We start from the raw sequence: 19,216 nt of genomic DNA, 5'->3' as shown, positions 1-19,216 counted from the left end.
TCTTGGGGCCTCCCGGCCTGGACTGAGGAGCGGAGGGAGCGAAGCGACTGGAGTGACGAGGGAAGGCCGGGAGTCAAAGCCCCATGACCCGCCGGCGCCGAAGGCCCGGCCAAAAGCACAGTCATCACGCCGCGGAGCCCTGCGCGTCGTCGGCCGGGACCACGTGGGGTTGTTCGATGGTGTGCAGGATCCGGGCGACCACCGCGCGCGGGTCGACTCCGTCGGCGAGCGCGTCGAACGTCAGGACCAGCCGGTGTGACATCACGTCGAGGGCGACGTCGTACACATCGGCCGGCAGGACGTAGTCCCGACCGCGCAGTAAGGCCAGCGCCCGCCCGGCCGCGACCAGGCCGAGCGTGGCCCGCGGGCTCGCGCCGAACTCCAGTACGCCGGCCAGATCGTCGATCCCGTACTGCGCCGGCACCCGGGTCGCGTGCACCAGGCGTACGACGTACTCCGCCACAGCGTTGTGGACGAAGACGTCGTCCGTTGCCTCCTGCAACTGTGCGACCTGCTCCGGACCAAGTACGGCGTTGGCGTGCGGCCGGTGCGCGCTCATCCGTTGCAGGATGGTCAGCTCCTCGAGCGGGCTCGGGTAGTCGACCGTGATCTTCAGCAGGAACCGATCCCGCTGCGCTTCGGGCAGCGCGTAGACGCCGTCGGACTCGATCGGGTTCTGCGTCGCGAGGACGAGGAAGGGCTCGGGCAACTGGTAGGTGGTGCCGCCAATGCTGACCTGATGCTCGGCCATCGCCTCCAGCAAGGCGGACTGCACCTTGGCGGGTGCGCGGTTGATCTCGTCCGCGAGCACCAGGTTGGCGAAGATCGGGCCGAGCTCGGTGTCGAACCCCTCGGCCGACGGCCGCCAGATCCTGGTGCCGGTGATGTCGCCGGGCACCAGGTCGGGCGTGAACTGCAGCCGTGCGAACTTCCCGCCGATCACCTCCGCCAGCGTCCGTACGGCGAGCGTCTTCGCGACACCGGGCACGCCTTCCAGCAGACAGTGTCCGCGGGCGAGCAAACCGACCAGCATCCGCTCGACCAGGTGATCCTGGCCGACAACGACCTTCTTCACCTCGAACAACGCATGTTCGAGAGTTGCCGCTGTCATGCGTTCCCGGCCGGGTTCTGCTCAGGCTGGGCCGGCTGCTCGCCCTGGTTGCCCTGGCCCTGACCGCCGTTCTTCTCGGGACAGTCCTCCCGCGTCCCGTTCTGCTGCTGGGGCGACGGTGTGGTGGCGTCCTCGTCGACGGTGACGTACCCCTGTTCGGGTGCCGGGTCGTTGCCGGCCGCGTAGGCGACCCCACCGGCACCAAGAGCTGCGACGACGACTGCTGTACCGAGGATGAGCTTCTTCATCGGATCTCCTTCGATCGATTGGTGCTCAGCTCATCAGGTGGGTGCGAAAACGGCCGGAAAGCAGAGCGAAAGTCCGCCGAAAGAGCAGGCCGGATCACGAGGACCGCTTCGCTACCTTGGTTGCGTGCGACTACTGGTGGTGGAGGACGAGGAAGGCCTGGTCAGCGCGCTGCGCTCCGGACTCGGCCGGGCCGGGTACGCAGTCGACGCGGCGACGACCGGGGCCGAGGCGATGGAGAAGCTCGCGACCACGGCGTACGACCTGGCGATCCTGGACATCACGCTGCCGGACACCAACGGCCTGGACCTGTGCCGCGCGGTCCGGCGGGGCGAGATCGAGGTGGCGTCCGGCCGGGAGCTGCGGGTGCTGATGCTGACCGCCCGGGCCTCGCTCGCCGACCGGGTCCGCGGGCTCGACGAGGGCGCGGACGACTACCTGACCAAGCCGTTCGCACTGGTCGAGCTGCTCGCCCGGATCCGCGCGCTGCTCCGCCGCGACGTGACCAACGGCAGCACGCAGTTGCACGTCGGCGACCTCGTCCTGGACTCGTCCCGCCACCTCGCCACCCGATCCGGTCGCGAACTCCCGCTGACGTTGAAGGAGTTCGGCGTACTGCGGTATCTGATGTCGCGGCCCGGTCACGTCGTCTCGGCCGAGGAACTGCTCGAGCACGTCTGGGACGAGAACGCCGATCCGTTCACCCAGAGCGTCCGGGTGACCGTCGGCACCCTGCGCCGCAAACTCACCCAGGACGGCGAAGAACCCGTGCTGGAAACCGTCATCGGCCGCGGCTACCGACTCAGAGGTGACGCATGAAACTCAAGCGGCCGCCGTGGACCCAGACGATCCGGTTCCGGCTCACGGTGACGTATTCCGCCGTACTGATCGTGCTCTCGGCGTTGCTGCTCGGCGGGGTGTACCTCGCGCTGTCGCAGATTCTCGACCCGAAGCCGCTGAACCAGATCGAGGTCCAGAAGTACTACAAGGATCCCCAGGGCAATCTCCATCTCAAGCAGGGCCAGGTGATCCAGGCCGCCGAGATCTCCAGCCTCCAGTCCGCGGTGAACTACCAGACCCTGCAGAGCCTGCGGAACTACTCGGCCGTGGGCATGGCCGGGCTGTTCCTGGTCAGCCTCGGCACCGGCTGGTGGTTGTCAGGGCGGGCGCTGCGGCCGGTACGGCGGATCACCGCGACCGCCCAGGACATCTCGGCGACCGATCTGTCCCGCCGGATCGCGCTGGACGGACCGCGGGACGAACTGCGGAACCTGGCCGACACAGTCGACGACATGCTCGGCCGGCTCGAGTCCGCATTCGTGGCGCAACGCCAACTCGTCGACGACGCGTCCCACGAGCTGCGCAACCCGCTGGCAGTCATCCAGGCGAACGTCGACGCCGTACTCGCGCATGACGACACCCCACCGGAGGACCGCGCCCAGGCGACCGCGATCGTGAGCCGCGCGATCCAGCGGATGACGCGGCTGGTCGAGGATCTGCTTGCCTCGGCGCGGCGGTCGTCACCGGCTTTCGTCGACGCGGACGTGGATCTGGCCACGATCGCGGGCGAAGCGGCCGAGGAGTACGAACTGCTCGCGGCCGATCGCGAGCTGCACGTCGTACGACGTCTCTCCCCCGGACCGACCGCGGCCGGGGACGCGTCGGCGCTGCGGCGCGCGGTCGACAACCTGCTCTCGAACGCGGTCCGGCTGGCCCGCGGTGGCAGCGAACTGGTTCTGGCCGTCGGCAGTCGCAACGGCTGGGCCTGGATCGCGGTCCGCGACGAGGGTCCGGGCATCGCGGCCGACGACGCGGACCGGGTCTTCGACCGCTTCTTCCGCGCGGGCCAACGGCAACATCCCGCGACCGTCCCGTCGACGGGTCAGCGCCGGGCCGGCCTCGGTCTCGCCATCGTCCGCCAGATCGCCGAGTCCCACGGCGGCACCGTTTCCCTCCACTCCGAGCTCGGCGTCGGCAGCACCTTCATCCTCTGGCTCCCCGAACGCTCCCTCACCAACACCACCCGCCGCACCCCCACCCCACCCGACGAAGACCCCCTCGGCCCCCGGTAACGCCGATCCCCACCGCCGCGATATCCGGGGCACACCGCCCACCGCCCCAGGAGTCGTCATGCCGAAGCTGAAGCTGGGTGCCGCGATCTACGGGCTCCTGGCGGTCGTCTGGGCAGTGGGTATCGTTCTGGTCCTTCGGCACCACGGCCCGTATGCCGAGGTCCATGGCGCGCCCCTTGCCGCAACTGTCGTCCTGCTCGCGGCAACGGCTTTGCTGCTGGCGGTCGGCGCGGTGAGCCGGCGGGGCCTCATCGCCGACGACGGACCATGGATCTGCCGGAACGGCTGGATGGCGCTGGTCGGGCTGACCGTCGCCGGTTGGATCGTTGCGTTCCTGAGCAACCAGGACGTCCCGATGTGGCCGACAGGTCCTACCCCGTTCCTCCCCCACTTCATCCGCAGGCAGCAGGAGTCGTACTACGAGGGCAGAGCCGAGGCGGAGCGCGAACTCACAGCAGAGCCTGACGAAGTGCGGCCGCCTGGGTCTTGAACCAGTGGTTGGTTCGGTCGGTGAGTTCGGCTTCGCCGGTGGTCCAGCGTTGGCGGAACCAGGGGTGGCCGGTTTCGGCGCCGCGGCGGACGTAGTCCATGCACCAGATGTGGTTGTGGGCGGCCGCATCGACCAGGCGGAGGCGGTCGGATTCGGTCAGGCCGTAGGCGTCCGCGAAACGCCGGAGACGGGTCAGCGTGCGGCCTCGTCGTACGTCGGCGATGTCCGCGTCGGGCCGAAGCGGTGCCCAGAGGCGGACCGCGGTGGCGACGTCCCACAACGCCGATCCCGGTCCGGCCAGATCGAAGTCGATCAGCGCGACCGCGACACCGTCCCGGAAGATGACGTTGTCGAGGTTCGGGTCGTTGTGGCTGATCAGGCCGGAGACGTACGCCGATGGCACCGGCTCGGCCCATTCCAGCCCGTGCGGCCTGAAGTCCGCGACCGCCTGGTGGTATGAGCGCAGCAGTACGGCGACGCTGTCGAGTGCCTCGGGCGTCATCGACCAGGCCGGGTACGGCGGGGTGACCGTCTCACCAGGGAGATACGACAACACCTCACGCCCCCGGGCGTCGATGCCCAGGAACGTCGGCGCACCGGTGAATCCGACCTGCTCCAGGTGCTTCAGCAGCGCGTGCGTGGCGGTGCTGCTGGCCCGCAGCGGCCGACGGACGGTATCGCCGACCCGCACGACCATCCCACGGTTCGCCGTACCGCCAAGCAGCAGAGTCTCGACCTCGGAAGAGGGCATAGCGCGTCAGTGTGTCTCGTCCAGGAGCGCCTTCGCCAGGGGTGAGTGGGTAACGATCCCGTTGACCAGACCGCTGCGCACGGCGGCCCGGACCGCCTCGACCTTGGCCAGGCCGTACGGAATCGCGATCACCTCGTCGATCTTGTCCATCTGCTCGGAATTGATCGCGATCACCCGGTCGGTGACCCGGCTCTGCACCGGTGCGCCGGCCGCGTCCACGAACACCCCGGAGATGTCCGCCACTACGCCCTGCTTGAGCAACTGATCGCAGGCCTTCGCGTCCATCGCGTCGTACAGCGTGGACTGCCCGGCCGCCCACGACCCGAGCCCGACCACGGCCTTCGTCACCGAGTCGAAGTGGCTGATCGCCTCGGCCACCTCCGGCTGCTGGCGCAGGGCACGCGCGGTGGCCGCATCCGGCACGACCAGCGGCGCATAGAACAGGTACGCCGGTCCGCCGGACAAGCGAGCCGTGTGCCGAACGAGCTCGACCGAGTTCGCCTCGACATCCGGCCGGGTCAGCGCTCCCGTCAACTGCACAACGGGAACGGGAGCCAACGCGATCAGCTGCTCGGTCATCGCGGTGACCGCCCGGGCCCACGCGAGCCCGAGAACGTCTTCTGCCGTGACGATCTCGGAGAGAAGGTCGGCGGCAGCCTTGCCCAGCTGGGTGCGCAGCGCGGCCTCGTCAGCCTCGGGGGTGTCGACCACAATCGCGCGGCGGAGACCGAGCGACTCCTGCAGCCGCGCGGACAGATCGAGGTCGATGGCGCCCGGGTGGCTGATCTCGATCCGCACCAGCCCACTGCTGCGCGCCTGATCAAGCAGCCGCGCCACCTTGAAGCGGCTCAGCCGGAACTCCTCGGCGATCTCCACCTTCGATCGCCCGTCGACGTAGTACCGCCGCGCGATCGACGCCGTCAGGACGAGCTGCGCCGGACCGAAGGTGTTGGTGCTCGGCTCCATGCTGCCTCCACGAATTGCACCCGCTCATATGAGCATGCCTGCGCCCTAGTGTTGCACACACTCTTGACAACGCGCTCGGGCAACAGTTGACTCATGTATGAGCAGCGTGATGCTCATCTGAGCAAGGAAGCGCCATGCCCGGGAAGACGTGCGAGGCCTTCGCGAGAGATCAACATCAGGTGGAGGTAGCTATGCGCAGCAAGTTCACGAAGTTGAGGACAATCGCCCTGGCCCTGCCGGCGGCTGCTGGGCTGGCGCTGTACGGCTGCGCAGGTGCCGGTGGCGGTGGCGGTGGCGGTGGCGACAACGGCGGTGGCGGCGGCGACAAGTCCATCAACGTCCTCATGGTCGGCAACCCGCAGATGGTGGACATCCAGAAGCTCACCGCGGACAGCTTCACCAAGGACACCGGCATCAAGGTCAACTACACCGTCCTGCCCGAGAACGAGCTGCGTGACAAAGTGACGCAGGACGTTGCGACCGGAGCCGGCCAGTACGACATCGCCACTGTGGGCGCCTACGAGGTGCCGATCTGGGCGAAGAACAACTGGCTGCACGAGCTCGGCTCGTACGCCGACGGCGACTCCAGCTTCGACAAGGCCGACCTGCTCAAGCCGATGGTGCAGTCCCTGTCCGGTGAGGACGGCAAGCTCTACGGCCTGCCCTTCTACGGAGAGTCGTCGTTCCTCATGTACCGCAAGGACATCTTCGCGAGCAAGGGCATCACGATGCCTGAGCGTCCCACCTGGCAGCAGGTCGCCGACATGGCCGCGAAGGTCGACGGCGCGGCGCCCGGTATGAAGGGCATCTGTCTGCGCGGTCTGCCGGGGTGGGGCGAGCTGGGCGCCGCGCTGACAACGGTGGTCAACACGTTCGGTGGCACCTGGTTCACCAAGGACTGGCAGGCACAGGTGAACTCCCCGGAGTTCACCGAAGCGACCAACTTCTACGTCAACCTGCTCAAGGCCCATGGCGAGGCGGGTGCCTCGCAGGCGGGCTTCACCGAGTGCCTGAACGCGATGAGCCAGAGCAAGGTCGCGATGTGGTACGACGCGACGTCGGCCGCGGGCTCGCTCGAGGACCCCAATGTCAGCAAGGTCGCCGGCAAGGTCGGCTACGTCTTCGCCCCCGTGAACAAGACCAAGGTCTCCGGGTGGCTGTGGACCTGGGCGTGGGTGATGCCGAAGACCACGAAGAAGGCTGACGACGCCGCGAAGTTCATGCTGTGGGCGTCGGGCAAGGGCTACGAGAAGCTGGCCGGCGAGAAGCTCGGTTGGTCCCGTGTTCCGGCCGGGAAGCGGGCCAGTACCTACGAGATCCCGGAATACAAGCAGGCCTCTGCCGCCTTCGGACAGATGACGCTGAAGTCGATCGAGGAGGTCGACCCGACCAACCCCGGCCTGCAGCCCCGGCCCACGATCGGCATCCAGTTCGTCGACATCCCGGAGTTCCAGGACCTCGGCACCAAGGTGACGCAGGACGTCGCCGCGGCCATCGCCGGACGAGGCACGGTCGAGCAAGCGCTCGCGAATGGTCAGAAGCTCGCCGAGCAAGCGGCGAACAAGCAGAAGTAGACCCGCCGCACGGGGCGGACCGCGCCATCCGGTCCGCCCCTAGCCCGGGACCTCCGTCAGCTGTGGGGTCCCGCACCTGGAGGAACCATGACGGCTCTGGCATCTGAACCGGCTACCACCGCGCCCACGACCCAGCCCCCCACCGCGCGCGAGAGGTGGCGTCGTCGGGGGCCGCTGCTTCCCGCGCTGGTTTTCACCATCATCATCACGCAGATCCCGTTCCTGCTGACGATCGCCATCTCGACGCTGCACTGGAACATCCTGCAACCCGGCGAGAAGAGCTTCCTGGGGCTGGGGAACTACCAATCGTTCGCCGGTTTGCAGAACTACGCGACCGTCTTCAGCGATGCCCGGCTGAGGAACGCGGTCGTCAACACCGTCGTTCTGACCGCATCGGTGGTGATCATCAGTGTGCTGATCGGGCTCGGGCTCGCGATCCTGCTGGACAAGCGCTTCCCGGGACGCGGGCTGGCGAGGACCCTGCTGATCGCACCGTTCCTGGTGATGCCGGTGGCGGCGGCGCTGCTGTGGAAGCACGCGTTGTACAACCCCGACTATGGCCTGTTCAACGGTGTCCTCAACTGGATCTGGCAACTCTTCGGCGCTGAGCAGGGGCCGACGGTGGACTACGTGTCGCGCTGGCCGATGCCCTCGGTGATCGCGGCGCTCGTGTGGCAGTGGACGCCGTTCATGATGCTGATCCTGCTGGCCGGGCTGCAGTCACAACCCGGCGACGTGCTCGAGGCCGCCAAGATCGACCGTGCCGGCAGCTTCCAGACCTTCCGTTTCATCACGCTGCCGCACCTTCGGCAGTACATCGAGCTCTCCGCCCTGCTCGGCTCGATCTACGTCCTGCAGACGTTCGACGCCATCTACACGATCACGCAGGGCGGGCCCGGTTCCGCCACGACCAACCTGCCGTACGAGATCTATCTGACCACGTTCCGCAAGTACGAGTACGGCGAGTCCGCTGCCGCCGGCGTCGTGACGGTGATCGCCACCATCATCGTCGCCACCTTCGCCCTTCGCACCATCTCGTCGCTGTTCAAGGAGGAGATCTCCCGATGACCACCATGGTGGACAAGCCTCAGACGACAGGGCAAAGGACCAGCCGGCGCGGCCGGCGACGCGTGCACCAGGCCGAGCCGAGGAGATCGGGGTTTCCGTGGTGGGCAGTGGGCACCTGGATCGTCACTTTGATCTTCTTCCTGCCCGTTGCCTGGATGGTGCTCACCTCGTTTCACCACGAGGCCGACGCGGCGACGAACCCGCCGTCCGTGTTCGCTCCGATCACCTTCTCCAACTACGGCGATCTCTTCGACCGTGATATCGCCCCCTACCTGATCAACTCGGCGACAGCCAGCGTCGTGTCGACGATCCTGGTGCTGGTCCTGGCTGTGCCGGCGGCGTACGCGTTGTCCATCAAGCCGGTCGAGAAGTGGACCGACGTGCTGTTCTTCTTCTTGTCGACCAAGTTCCTGCCGCTCATCGCCGCGCTGCTGCCGATCTACCTGATCGTCAAGTACCTCGGGATGCTGGACAACATCTACACGCTGGTCATCCTCTACACGTCGATGAACCTGCCCATCGCGGTGTGGATGATGCGCTCGTTCCTGGCCGAGGTGCCCTTCGAGATCCTCGAGGCCGCGCAGGTGGACGGCGCGGGCTTCGTCCGCACCCTGGTCTCGATCATCACGCCCATCGCGATGCCGGGGCTCGCGGCCACCAGTCTGATCTGTTTCATCTTCAGCTGGAACGAGTTCATGTTCGCCGTGAACCTCACGGCGGTGCGTGCCGCGACCTCCCCGATCTTCCTGGTGGGGTTCATCTCCAGCCAAGGCCTCTTCCTCGCCAAGCTCTGCGCGGCCGCGACCCTCGTGTCGCTCCCGGTCCTCATCGCCGGTTTCGCGGCTCAGGACAAGCTCGTCCGAGGACTCTCGCTGGGAGCGGTCAAGTGACGGCACTGACACCGGAGACGCTGGACAAGCTCGAGGTCGCCGTTCCGGAGTACGACCGTGCCCAGGTCCGGGCCGGCATCGTGCACTTCGGGGTCGGCGGGTTCCACCGGGCCCACCAGGCGATGTACCTCGACCGGCTGATGAACGACGGCAAGGCCCTGGACTGGGGCATCGTCGGCGTCGGCGTGCTCCCCCAGGACAAGCGGATGTACGACGTCCTGAACGCGCAGGATCACCTGTACACACTGGTGATCAAGCACCCGGACGGGACACTCGAGCCGCGGGTGATCGGGTCGATCGTCGACTATTTGTTCGCGCCCGACGACCCATCCGCCGTCCTGGATCGTCTGGTCGACCCGGCCACCCGGATCGTGTCGCTGACGATCACCGAGGGCGGCTACAACGTGAACCAGGTGACCGGTGAGCTCGACACCTCCGATCCCGGGCTCACCGCCGATCTCGTACCGGGCGCGGTGCCGGTCAGTGTCTTCGGGTTCATCGTCGAGGCGCTGACCCGGCGGCGGGCGGCCGGGATCCCGCCGTTCACGGTGATGTCCTGCGACAACATCCCGGGCAACGGTCACGTCGCCCGGAAGATGCTCGCCGGGTTCGCCCGGCTGAAGGATCCCGGCATCGCCGACTTCCTCGAGACCGAGGTGCGGTTCCCGAACTGCATGGTCGACCGGATCACGCCGGTGACCACGGACGCCGACCGGGCCGCGCTGACCGAGCGGTTCGGGGTCGAGGACGGCTGGCCGGTGGTGTGCGAGCCGTTCACGCAGTGGGTGCTCGAGGATGATTTCGGCGGCGACCGGCCGCCGTACGAGGATGTCGGCGTACAAATCGTCGGCGACGTGGAGCCGTACGAGCTGATGAAGCTGCGGCTGCTGAACGCGAGTCACCAGGCGCTGTGCTATCTCGGGTATCTGGCCGGCTACCGGTACGCGCACGAGGTGTGCCAGGACAAGCTGTTCGTCGACTTCCTGCTCGGCTATATGGACGCCGAAGGGGCGCCGACGCTGCCGCCGGTGCCCGGCGTTGATCTGGACCTGTACAAGCACCAGCTGATCGAGCGGTTCGCGAACCCGGAGGTCCGCGACACCCTCGCGCGGCTGTGCGCCGAGAGCTCGGACCGGATCCCGAAGTGGCTCCTGCCCGTGGTCCGCGAGCAGCTGGCGGCCGGGCGCGAGATCAAGCGCTCGGTCCTGGTCGTCGCGTCCTGGGCCCGGTACGCCGAAGCCGTCGACGAGGACGGGCAGCCGATCGAGGTCGTCGACCGCCTCCGCGACAGGCTGGTCGAGCGGGCCCAGCACAACCGCGAGGATCCGCTGGTCTTCATCTCCGACCCGGATCTCTTCGGTGACCTCGCCTCCGACGACCGCTTCGTCACCCAGTACAAGGCCGCCCTCCAGTCGCTCCACGAGATCGGCGCCCGAGCAACGCTCGAGGCGCTCTAGTCTGGGAGCCATGACTGAGCTGAGGTTGGTCGCCGGTGTGGACTGCTCCACCCAGGCGACCAAGGTCGTTGTGTGCGATGCCGAGACCGGAGCCGTACTGCGGGAAGGCCGGGCACCGCACCCGGACGGGACCCAGGTGGACCCGGCCGAGTGGTGGAAGGCGTGGGAGATCGCGTCCGACGGCCTGCTCGACGGGGTCGAGGCGATCTCGGTCGGCGGCCAGCAGCACGGCATGGTCCTGCTGGACGAGGCCGGCGAGGTCGTCCACCCGGCAGTGTTGTGGAACGACACCAGCTCGGCGGACGCCACGGACGAGCTCGTCGACGAGCTCGGTGGCCCGGGCGCGTGGGCCGAGGCGGTCGGTTCGGTGCCGGTGCCGAGCTTCACGGTGACCAAGCTGCGCTGGGTGCGCGACAAGGAGGCCGCTGCCCGTGCGGCGGCCGTCGTCCTGCCGCACGACTGGATGACGCAGCGGCTGGCGGCCGACCGGCACGGCATCGAGGGCATCACCACCGACCGCGGCGACGCGTCCGGGACCGGCTGGTGGTCGCCGGCCACGAACAGCTACCGGCCCGACCTGGTCGAGCTCGCCTTCGGTCGGCAGCTCGCCCTGCCGCGCGTGGCCGGCCCGGCCGAGGTCGTCGGGCAGACCGCGTTCGGCGCCGCCATCGCGGCCGGCACCGGAGACAACGCGGCCGCCGCGCTCGGCCTCGATCTGCAGCCGGGTGACGTGGCCGTCTCCCTCGGCACGAGTGGTACGGCGTTCGCCCGGTCGGCGCACCCGACCGCCGACGCGAGCGGCCTGGTGGCCGGGTTCGCCGACGCAACCGGCGAGTACCTGCCGCTGGTCTGCACCCTGAACGCGGCCCGGGTGCTGTCCGCCACCGCGGAGCTGCTCGGCCTCGACCTCGATGCCTTCAACGACGCCGCCCTGGCGTCCCCCGGGAGCGACGGTCTGGTCCTGCTGCCCTACCTCGACGGTGAGCGCACCCCCGACCTCCCCCACTCGACCGGCCTGATCTACGGCCTCACCCGTGCCACGATGCAGCCCGCGACGATGGCCCGCGCTGCCGTCGAAGGTCTGCTCTGCGGTCTGGCCGACGCGGTCGACGCGCTCCGCGCGCAAGGCCTGCCTGTCCAGCGGATCCTCCTGCTCGGCGGTGCAGCCCGGTCACGCGCCGTCCAGGCGCTCGCTCCGGCCCTGCTGGGCGCCGAGGTCACGCTCCCCGAGCCGGCCGAGTACGTCGCCTTGGGCGCCGCCCGGCAGGCCGCCTGGGCGCTGTCCGGCGCGGACACCCCGCCGACCTGGCAGGTCCCGGTCGGCAAGCCCGAGCCCTCGGTCATGACGGACACCCAGGCCGCCGAGGTCCGGGCGCTGTACGAGCAGGTCCTGACGAACACCCGGCCCCTGCTCTCAGCGCCGTACCACCACTAGCCAGGGCAGTGTCAGAATGCTCCGGTGAGTTCACGGGTGGTGTTGCTGGCGGGGCCGTCGGGGGCGGGAAAATCCCGGCTGGCCGAGCTGGTGGGGCTGCCTGTGGTGCGGCTGGACGACTTCTACCGCGATGGCGACGACGATGCGATGCCGCGGTCGCCGCTCGGGATCGTGGACTGGGACGATCCCCGCTCGTGGGACGGCGACCGGGCGGTCGCGGCACTGGAGCAGCTGTGTACGACGGGTGCCGCCGAGCTGCCCATCTACGACATCGCCGCCGACGGTACCGTCGGTCACCGGCCGGTCACCACCGAGGGCTCCCCGCTGATCGTTGCCGAGGGCATCTTTGCCGACCAGATCACCGGTGCGCTTCGTGATCGCGGCCTGCTCGCTGCCGCGATCTGCGTCCGGCACCACCGCCTCGTCACGTTCGTACGGCGTTTCCAGCGCGATCTCCGTGAGCGTCGCAAACCCCCGCTGACGCTGCTCCGCCGCGGCTTGCTGCTGCTCCGTGACGATCCCCAGGTGGTCCGCCGCTGCGTCGAAGCCGGCTGCGAACCCCTGCACCCCAAGGCCGCCCGCCGCCGCATCGAGACCCTTCTCACGCAGACCCGGTCGCAATAGTTGGTTCGTTGTTAACTTTTGTCTGATGGCATCTGGCCCGGAGCCATCTGCGCTCTCGGGGGCGAGTGGCCGGACGGAGAAGAACCGTGAAGCGGACTGCGCCAGGCGTTGCCGCTGTAGTGAGCCTGCTGTTGCTCGGCGTGACCTCCTGCGGGAACCACACCGGCACCTCGGCCGGCACCCTGCAGACGCCCGCCGCGAAGAAGTCGGCGCTGGCGGGTTCGGCGGACAAGGTGTCGCCGAAGGGCACACTGGCCGGCCTGGCCGTGCTCCCCCGCGGCTACGTTGACGACACACAGAACACCACGGGACCGTTCACCGCCACCGCCTTCCTGAACAGCTGGTCCGCCGAGCCCGCGATCGACCGGGCGCTGCTGCTGAACGCGAGCTTCGTCGAGGGCTACCGCGTGACCCGGCTCAGCCCGGACAAGAAGAAGCGCTTCACGCTCCAACTGTTCAAGACCGGCTCCGTGGCCAAGGCCAGGAACCTGCAGCAAGGCTTCTGGGGCCAGGACACCCATGAGCGGTCCTTCGGCGTACCGGGCGCGCTCAGCGACGCCCAGGTCCAGTACGACGGCGGCGCGGGGCAGAACGTGGCCATCGCCGAAGTCAGCTTCGTCGTCGGCGCCCTGGTCGCCGAGCTCAGCGTCCGCGAGACCGGCGCCCTCGGCACCAACCTCGAGCCCGACACCCACCTGCTCACCAACCTGGCCAAGCAGCAACGAGCCCGCCTCACCGCCACCTCCAGCTGACCTCAGCCGACGCGGTCGATCACCAACGGTCCTGGCTGGTACGACGTCGAGACGCCCACCGCGTCCGTCAGTGACTCCAGAGCTCGCTCGATGCGGGCAGGGTCGTCGGTGTGCAGAGTGAGAAGCGGCTGCCCCTCAGAAACCTGGTCGCCCGGCTTCGCGTGCAGCTCCACGCCCGCGACGGCAGACACCGGGTCCTCCTTGCGAGCCCGGCCGGCACCGAGGCGCCACGCGGCCACACCGACGGCGAGTGCGTCCAGTTTCGACAGCACCCCGGACGCGGGCGCGGGTACGACGTGTTGCTCGGGAGCGACCGGGAGTTCGGCGGCCAGGTCTCCGCCCTGGGCCGCGATCATCGTGCGCCAGACGTCCATCGCCGTACCGTCGCGGAGTTTCTCGGCCGGGTCCACGTCGGTCACACCCGCCGCCGCGAGCATCTCGGTGGCCAGGGCAACGGTCAGCTCGACCACGTCGGCGGGACCGCCGCCGGCCAGCACCTCGACGGACTCGCGAACCTCCAGCGCGTTCCCGGCGGTCAGGCCGAGCGGGACGGACATATCGGTGAGCAGGGCAACCGTCTTCACGCCGGCGTCGGTGCCCAGCGCAACCATGGTCTCGGCGAGCTCACGGGCGTCGGCCAGGTCCTTCATGAACGCGCCCGAGCCGACCTTCACGTCGAGCACCAGCGCGCCGGTCCCCTCGGCGATCTTCTTGCTCATGATCGAGCTGGCGATCAGCGGGATCGCCTCGACCGTGCCGGTCACGTCCCGCAGCGCGTAGAGCTTCTTGTCGGCCGGCGCGAGCCCGTCACCGGCCGCGCAGATCACCGCCCCGACCTCGTCCAGCTGACGCATCAGCTCGTCGTTCGAGAGCGCCGCCCGCCAGCCCGGGATCGACTCCAGCTTGTCCAGCGTGCCGCCGGTGTGACCGAGACCGCGACCGGACAGCTGCGGTACGGCGACCCCGCACGCCGCCACCAAAGGGGCCAACGGCAACGTGATCTTGTCGCCGACACCGCCGGTCGAGTGCTTGTCCGCGGTCGGCCGGGACAGCTTGCCGAAGTCCATCCGCTCGCCGGACGCGATCATCGCCGCCGTCCAGCGGGCGATCTCGCGGCGGTTCATCCCGTTCAGCAGGATCGCCATCGCCAGCGCCGACATCTGCTCGTCCGCGACGTCGCCCTTGGTGTAGGCGTCGATGACCCAGTCGATCTGGCCGTCGCTCAGCTCACCCTGGTCCCGCTTGGTGCGGATCACGTCGACGGCGTCGAAGCTCATCAGTTCTCCAGATCGTCCGGCCCGAACGCGTCGGGCAACAACTCACGCAGCGGCCGGGGTCCGGTCGGCGTCTCGAGCAGCAGGCCGGGCCCGCCGTTCTCGTGCAGCAATTGCCGGCAGCGCCCGCACGGCGTGAGCAGATCACCGTGCCGATCCACACAGCTGAACGCGACCAGCCGCCCACCGCCGGATCGGTGCAGCTCGGACACCAATCCGCATTCCGCACACAGTGTCAACCCGTACGACGCGTTCTCCACGTTGCACCCGGCAACGATCCGGCCGTCGTCGACCAGCGCCGCGGCCCCGACCGCGAACCCGGAGTACGGCGCGTAGGCGCGGCCCATCACCTCGAGGGCGACGGCACGCAACGTCTTCCAGTCGATCTCATTCGGTGACGTAGGGCTCACCATCGGCCTTCGGGGCTCTGACCCGGCCGACCAGGCCGGCGACCGCGATGATCGTCGCGAGGTACGGCGCCATCAGCAGCAACTCGCCCGGGATCGGGGTCTGGATGATCTGCAACTGCGACTGCAACTGGGTGGCGAAACCGAAGAACAGCGCGGCGACCATCGCGCCGATCGGGTGCCAGCGGCCCATGATCAGCGCGGCCAGCGCGATGAACCCGTTGCCGGCGGTCATCTCCTTGCTGAACGAACCGGCGTACCCGACCGTGAAGAAGGCGCCGCCGAGGCCGGCCAGCACGCCGCCCCACAGGACCGCGGAGTACCGGACCCGCTTGACCCTGATGCCGACCGTGTCGGCCGCCTTCGGGTGCTCGCCGACGGCGCGGACCCGCAGGCCCCACCGGGTCTGGAACAGCACGAAGGTGACGGCCGCGACCGCCAGGTAGGTCAGGTAGACCAGGATCGTCTGGTTGAACAGGATCGGCCCGATGAACGGGATGTCGCCGAGGCCCGGGATCTTGATCGCCGACAACACGGTCGGCGTGTTCAGCCTCTCCGCGTCGCTTTGCAGGAACTGGTCGAACAGGAAGCCGGTGATACCGGTCGCGAACACCACCAGGACGACGCCGAGGACGACCTGGTTGACCAGGTACTTGATCGAGAACACCGCGAGCAGTGCCGCCATCAGCACCCCGGTCACCGCGGCCGCGATCAGGGCTGCTGTCGCGCTCCCCGTCGTACTGGCGACCACTGCCGCGGTGAACGCGCCGACCAGGAACTGGCCCTCGATCGCGATGTTGATGACGCCGGAGCGCTCGCACAGCACGCCGGAGAGCGCGCCGAGGATCAGCGGGGTGGCGAAGTTCAGCGTGCCCTGGAACTGGTTGGCCAGCGGGAAGGTCTTGCCCGCGGCGGCCCAGCACAGGAACGAGCCGATGAAGCAGATCCCGAGCAGGGCGGCCAGGTAGCCGGAGTACGACTGCGGGACGCGGCGCAGCAGGTACGCCCCCGCGGCGATCACACCAAAGATCCCGAGAACCAGCGCGGTGAACTGCGCGGGGACGCCGAGCAGGTTGTTCTGCAGGTCGCCGGAGACCAGCTGGAACGTCGCCTTGCCACCCTTGGTGAAGATCGCCAGGCCGAGGCCGATCAGGGCGAACACCAGCATCACACCGCCGACCCGCAACCTGCGGGTCCGGTCGGCCGGAGCCTCGATCGCCGCCGGCGCCGGCACCCGAACGGTGTCCGCAGTCGTCTCGCTCATCCGTTCCAGCCTTTCGCGAGGACCGGGCCGGTTCCACGTTCCTTCGGCAGGAACCGGAAGATCGAGCGCACCAGCGCCGGAGCCGCGACGAACAGCACGATCACGGCCTGCAGGACGGTGGTCAGGGTCAACGGCGTCTGGGTGATCAGCTGCATCTGCAGACCGCCCGCGTTCAGCGCGCCGAACAGCAATCCGGCCAGCACCGTGCCGAGCGGCGTACCGCGGCCGAGCAGCGCGACCGTGATCGCGTCGAACCCGACCGAGGCGGCGACGCCGTCGGTCAGTGGCAGGTCGGTGCCGAGCACCTGCTGGGTGCCGGCCAGACCGGCGAGCGCACCGGCCACGACCATCGCGATGATGTACGCGCGGCCGACCGACATCCCCGCGGTCCGCGAGGCATCGGGGTTCGCACCGACGGCGCGCAGCTCGAAGCCGATCGTGGACCGGTTCAGCAGCCACCAGACGAAGACCGCGGCGAGCAGGGAGAGGATGAAGCCCCCGTGCAGCCGGGTGTCGCCGAACTGCGGGTACTGCGCGTTCGAGTCGACGACCGGCGAGATCGGGTCGGTCCGCCCGGGCCGCCGGAAGGTCGTGGTCGTGAGCAACCACGACAGCAGATAGATGGCGACGTAGTTGAGCATGATCGTGACGATCACCTCGTGCGCGCCGGTCCGGGCCTTCAGCAGGCCGACCACACCGCCCCAGATCGCACCACCGATCAGGCCGGCGAGGATCGCGACCAGGAGGTGGATCACCGGCGGCATGGGCCAGGCGAACCCGACGTACGCGGCGAGGATGGCGCCCATGATCAGCTGGCCCTGGGCACCGATGTTGAACAGCCCGGTGCGGAAGGCCAGCGAGACCGCGAGGCCGCCGCAGATCAGTGGAGTTGCCTGGGTCAACGATTCGGTGATCGCGGTGACCGAGCCGAACGCGCCGAGGGCGAGCGCCTTGTAGGCCTCACCGACGGCACTCGCGGCGGCCGAGATGGTGTCCATCGGCGCGGCGCCGAAGTACCCCATGGCGGTCTTCACCTGCTCGTCGCTGATGATGATCAGGATCGCGCCGACCACCAGGGCCAGCACGATCGCGCTCAGCGAGACCAGGCCCTGGACCACCCACGACGGCAGGCCGGACCCCCGCGGTTCCTTGGCCGGAGCGGGCGCCGCCGGCGCCGGCTCGACCGGAGTTTCTGTGCTCATCTAGATGGTTCCCAACGTGGTCGGGTTCTCGATCGCGACGTCGTGCGCCTCGGACTTGGAGGCGCCGGCCATCATCAGGCCCAGTTCGTCGCGCGGGGTGTCGGCCGGTACGACGCCGACCACCTTGCCGCGGTACATCACCGCGACCCGGTCGGTCAGGGCCGCGATCTCGTCCAGTTCGGTGGACACGATCAGCACCGCGGTGCCGTTGTCGCGCTCCTTGACGATCCGGCTGTGCAGGAACTCGATCGAGCCGACGTCGACACCCCGGGTCGGCTGCGAGGCGACCAGCAGCTTCAGCGGCCGGGACAGCTCGCGGGCCAGCACCACCTTCTGCTGGTTGCCGCCGGACAGCGTCGACACCGGCAGGTCGATGCTCTGGGTGCGGATGTCGAACTCCTCCACCCGGGCGGTCGCGTTCTTCTCGATCTCGTCGGTCCGCAGCGCCAGCCGGTTGCCGAACGGCGCCTGCCGGAACAGGTCCAGGATCAGGTTCTCGGCGACCGTGAACGAGCCGACGAAGCCGTCGTGGGCGCGGTCCTCCGGGACGTACCCGATGCCGGCGTCCAGCCGGTGCCGCGTCGACGTACCGGTCAGGTCGTTGCCGTCGAGCGAGATCTTGCCGGCCGCGATCGGCGTCAGCCCGAGCAATGCCTCGGCGAGCTCGGTCTGACCGTTGCCCTGGACACCGGCCACCGCGAGGATCTCGCCGGCCCGGACTTCCAGGTCCACGTTGTCGACGGCGGTGAAACCACGCTCGTCGATCACCGTCAGGCCCTCGACCCGCAGGACGACGTCCTTCGGCTGGGCCGGTTCCTTGTCGACGACCAGGTCGACCGCGCGGCCGACCATCAGCTCGGCGAGCTCTTCCTCACTGGCCGTGGGCGCGGCGTTGCCGACTACCTTGCCGCGCCGGATCACGGTGATCTTGTCCGCGATCGCCTTGACCTCTTTGAGCTTGTGGGTGATGAAGACGATCGACGTGCCGCTCTCCTTGAGCTGGCGCATCACGCCGATCAGCTCGTCGATCTCGGCCGGGGTGAGCACGGCTGTCGGCTCGTCCAGGATCAGCACGCTGGCGTCGTTGGTGAGCGCCTTGATGATCTCCACCCGCTGCTGCACACCGACCGGGATGTTCTCCACCAGCGCCTCGGGGTCGACCTCGAAGCCGTACCGGTCGGACATCTCGGTGACCAGGGCGTGCGCCTTCTTGCGGTCCAGCACGCCGCCGGGGTGGGTGTTCTCCCGGCCGAGCATGATGTTCTCGGCCACGGTGAACACCGGGACCAGCATGAAGTGCTGATGGACCATGCCGATGCCGTGCTTGATCGCGTCGCTCGGCGAGGTGATCTGCACCTTCTCGCCGTCGATCACGATCTCACCGGAGTCGGGCTGCAGCAGCCCGTAGAGCATGTTCATCAGCGTGCTCTTGCCGGCCCCGTTCTCACCGAGCAGGCAATGGATCTCACCCGGCTCGATCACCAGGTCGATGTGGTCGTTGGCGACCAGCGAGCCGAAGCTCTTGGTCAGGCCGGACAGCTCGAGATGCATGCGGGCAGCCTTCCCTCTCAGACGGAGAGCCAGGAAGGCGCGACCTGTAGGTCTGCCTTCCTGGCTCGCACCGTACTACGCG

General features: G+C 68.6%; 19 protein-coding genes. 10 read left to right on the top strand and 9 right to left on the bottom strand.

Annotated features, from left to right (window positions below; genetic code table 11):
• Positions 1-124: 124 nt before the first annotated feature.
• Positions 125-1,111: a MoxR family ATPase gene (locus tag AB0E63_RS08615; protein ID WP_360363267.1), complete on the bottom strand. Its 987-nt coding sequence runs from the start codon at positions 1,109-1,111 to the stop codon at positions 125-127.
• Complete coding sequence (locus tag AB0E63_RS08610) at positions 1,108-1,359, bottom strand: hypothetical protein (RefSeq protein WP_360363265.1); 252 nt, start codon at positions 1,357-1,359, stop codon at positions 1,108-1,110. The genes AB0E63_RS08615 and AB0E63_RS08610 overlap by 4 nt, the downstream gene beginning before the upstream one ends.
• A gap of 124 nt (positions 1,360-1,483) precedes the next feature.
• Here AB0E63_RS08610 and AB0E63_RS08605 point away from each other — a divergent pair, with 124 nt between their 5' ends.
• The 3 genes from AB0E63_RS08605 to AB0E63_RS08595 are packed head-to-tail and all read left to right on the top strand — an operon-like array spanning position 1,484 to position 3,919.
• Complete coding sequence (locus AB0E63_RS08605; RefSeq protein ID WP_360363263.1) at positions 1,484-2,176, top strand: response regulator transcription factor; 693 nt, start codon at positions 1,484-1,486, stop codon at positions 2,174-2,176.
• Positions 2,173-3,429, top strand: a complete 1,257-nt coding sequence (locus AB0E63_RS08600; protein ID WP_360363262.1) for a HAMP domain-containing sensor histidine kinase — start codon at positions 2,173-2,175, stop codon at positions 3,427-3,429. The genes AB0E63_RS08605 and AB0E63_RS08600 overlap by 4 nt, the downstream gene beginning before the upstream one ends.
• A gap of 58 nt (positions 3,430-3,487) precedes the next feature.
• Positions 3,488-3,919 (top strand): hypothetical protein, encoded by a 432-nt coding sequence (locus AB0E63_RS08595; RefSeq protein WP_360363260.1) that lies wholly within the window; start codon positions 3,488-3,490, stop codon positions 3,917-3,919.
• On the opposite strand, the gene AB0E63_RS08590 is transcribed toward AB0E63_RS08595, so the two are convergent.
• Positions 3,879-4,670 (bottom strand): phosphotransferase, encoded by a 792-nt coding sequence (locus AB0E63_RS08590; protein WP_360363258.1) that lies wholly within the window; start codon positions 4,668-4,670, stop codon positions 3,879-3,881. The genes AB0E63_RS08595 and AB0E63_RS08590 overlap by 41 nt on opposite strands.
• Before the next feature lie 6 nt (positions 4,671-4,676).
• A complete protein-coding gene (locus AB0E63_RS08585) occupies positions 4,677-5,636 on the bottom strand; it encodes a sugar-binding domain-containing protein (protein ID WP_360363257.1) in 960 nt (319 codons plus the stop codon).
• Between the two features lie 191 nt (positions 5,637-5,827).
• On the opposite strand from AB0E63_RS08585, the gene AB0E63_RS08580 reads away from it, so the two are divergent.
• From AB0E63_RS08580 to AB0E63_RS08550, 7 genes are all read left to right on the top strand, one after another.
• Positions 5,828-7,210 (top strand): sugar ABC transporter substrate-binding protein, encoded by a 1,383-nt coding sequence (locus AB0E63_RS08580; RefSeq protein ID WP_360363255.1) that lies wholly within the window; start codon positions 5,828-5,830, stop codon positions 7,208-7,210.
• A gap of 87 nt (positions 7,211-7,297) precedes the next feature.
• Complete coding sequence (locus tag AB0E63_RS08575; RefSeq protein ID WP_360363253.1) at positions 7,298-8,278, top strand: sugar ABC transporter permease; 981 nt, start codon at positions 7,298-7,300, stop codon at positions 8,276-8,278.
• A complete protein-coding gene (locus AB0E63_RS08570) occupies positions 8,275-9,168 on the top strand; it encodes a carbohydrate ABC transporter permease (protein WP_360363251.1) in 894 nt (297 codons plus the stop codon). Before AB0E63_RS08575 ends, AB0E63_RS08570 begins: the two co-directional genes overlap by 4 nt.
• On the top strand, positions 9,165-10,625 hold the full coding sequence (locus AB0E63_RS08565) for a mannitol dehydrogenase family protein (RefSeq protein ID WP_360363249.1): 1,461 nt from the start codon (positions 9,165-9,167) through the stop codon (positions 10,623-10,625). Before AB0E63_RS08570 ends, AB0E63_RS08565 begins: the two co-directional genes overlap by 4 nt.
• Positions 10,626-10,635: 10 nt before the next feature.
• Entirely contained in the window at positions 10,636-12,060 is a 1,425-nt protein-coding gene (gene xylB / locus AB0E63_RS08560; RefSeq protein WP_360363247.1) for a xylulokinase, read from the top strand.
• Positions 12,061-12,084: 24 nt separating this feature from the next.
• Positions 12,085-12,684 (top strand): ATP-binding protein, encoded by a 600-nt coding sequence (locus AB0E63_RS08555; protein WP_360363245.1) that lies wholly within the window; start codon positions 12,085-12,087, stop codon positions 12,682-12,684.
• An 86-nt stretch (positions 12,685-12,770) separates the two neighbouring features.
• Positions 12,771-13,436, top strand: coding sequence for a hypothetical protein (locus AB0E63_RS08550; RefSeq protein WP_360363243.1), 666 nt, complete (start codon positions 12,771-12,773; stop codon positions 13,434-13,436).
• Positions 13,437-13,438: 2 nt separating this feature from the next.
• Here the strand turns inward: AB0E63_RS08550 and AB0E63_RS08545 are convergent, their stop codons facing one another.
• The 5 genes from AB0E63_RS08545 to AB0E63_RS08525 are packed head-to-tail and all read right to left on the bottom strand — an operon-like array spanning position 13,439 to position 19,134.
• Entirely contained in the window at positions 13,439-14,713 is a 1,275-nt protein-coding gene (locus AB0E63_RS08545; protein ID WP_360363241.1) for a thymidine phosphorylase, read from the bottom strand.
• Positions 14,713-15,123 carry a cytidine deaminase gene (locus AB0E63_RS08540; protein WP_360363239.1) on the bottom strand — a complete coding sequence of 137 codons (411 nt, stop codon included), beginning with the start codon at positions 15,121-15,123 and terminating at the stop codon, positions 14,713-14,715. The genes AB0E63_RS08545 and AB0E63_RS08540 overlap by 1 nt, the downstream gene beginning before the upstream one ends.
• Positions 15,098-16,381, bottom strand: a complete 1,284-nt coding sequence (locus tag AB0E63_RS08535) for an ABC transporter permease (protein WP_360363237.1) — start codon at positions 16,379-16,381, stop codon at positions 15,098-15,100. Before AB0E63_RS08535 ends, AB0E63_RS08540 begins: the two co-directional genes overlap by 26 nt.
• The gene (locus AB0E63_RS08530) at positions 16,378-17,583 is read right to left on the bottom strand and encodes an ABC transporter permease (protein ID WP_360363235.1); all 1,206 of its coding nucleotides are present in this window, start codon (positions 17,581-17,583) and stop codon (positions 16,378-16,380) included. The genes AB0E63_RS08535 and AB0E63_RS08530 overlap by 4 nt, the downstream gene beginning before the upstream one ends.
• Entirely contained in the window at positions 17,584-19,134 is a 1,551-nt protein-coding gene (locus AB0E63_RS08525; protein WP_360363233.1) for an ABC transporter ATP-binding protein, read from the bottom strand. It lies immediately after the preceding gene.
• Positions 19,135-19,216: the final 82 nt, after the last annotated feature.

The organism is Kribbella sp. NPDC026596 (genome assembly GCF_040638415.1).
GTDB lineage: Bacteria > Actinomycetota > Actinomycetes > Propionibacteriales > Kribbellaceae > Kribbella.
This window is presented reverse-complemented; position numbering and strand designations above follow the sequence as displayed.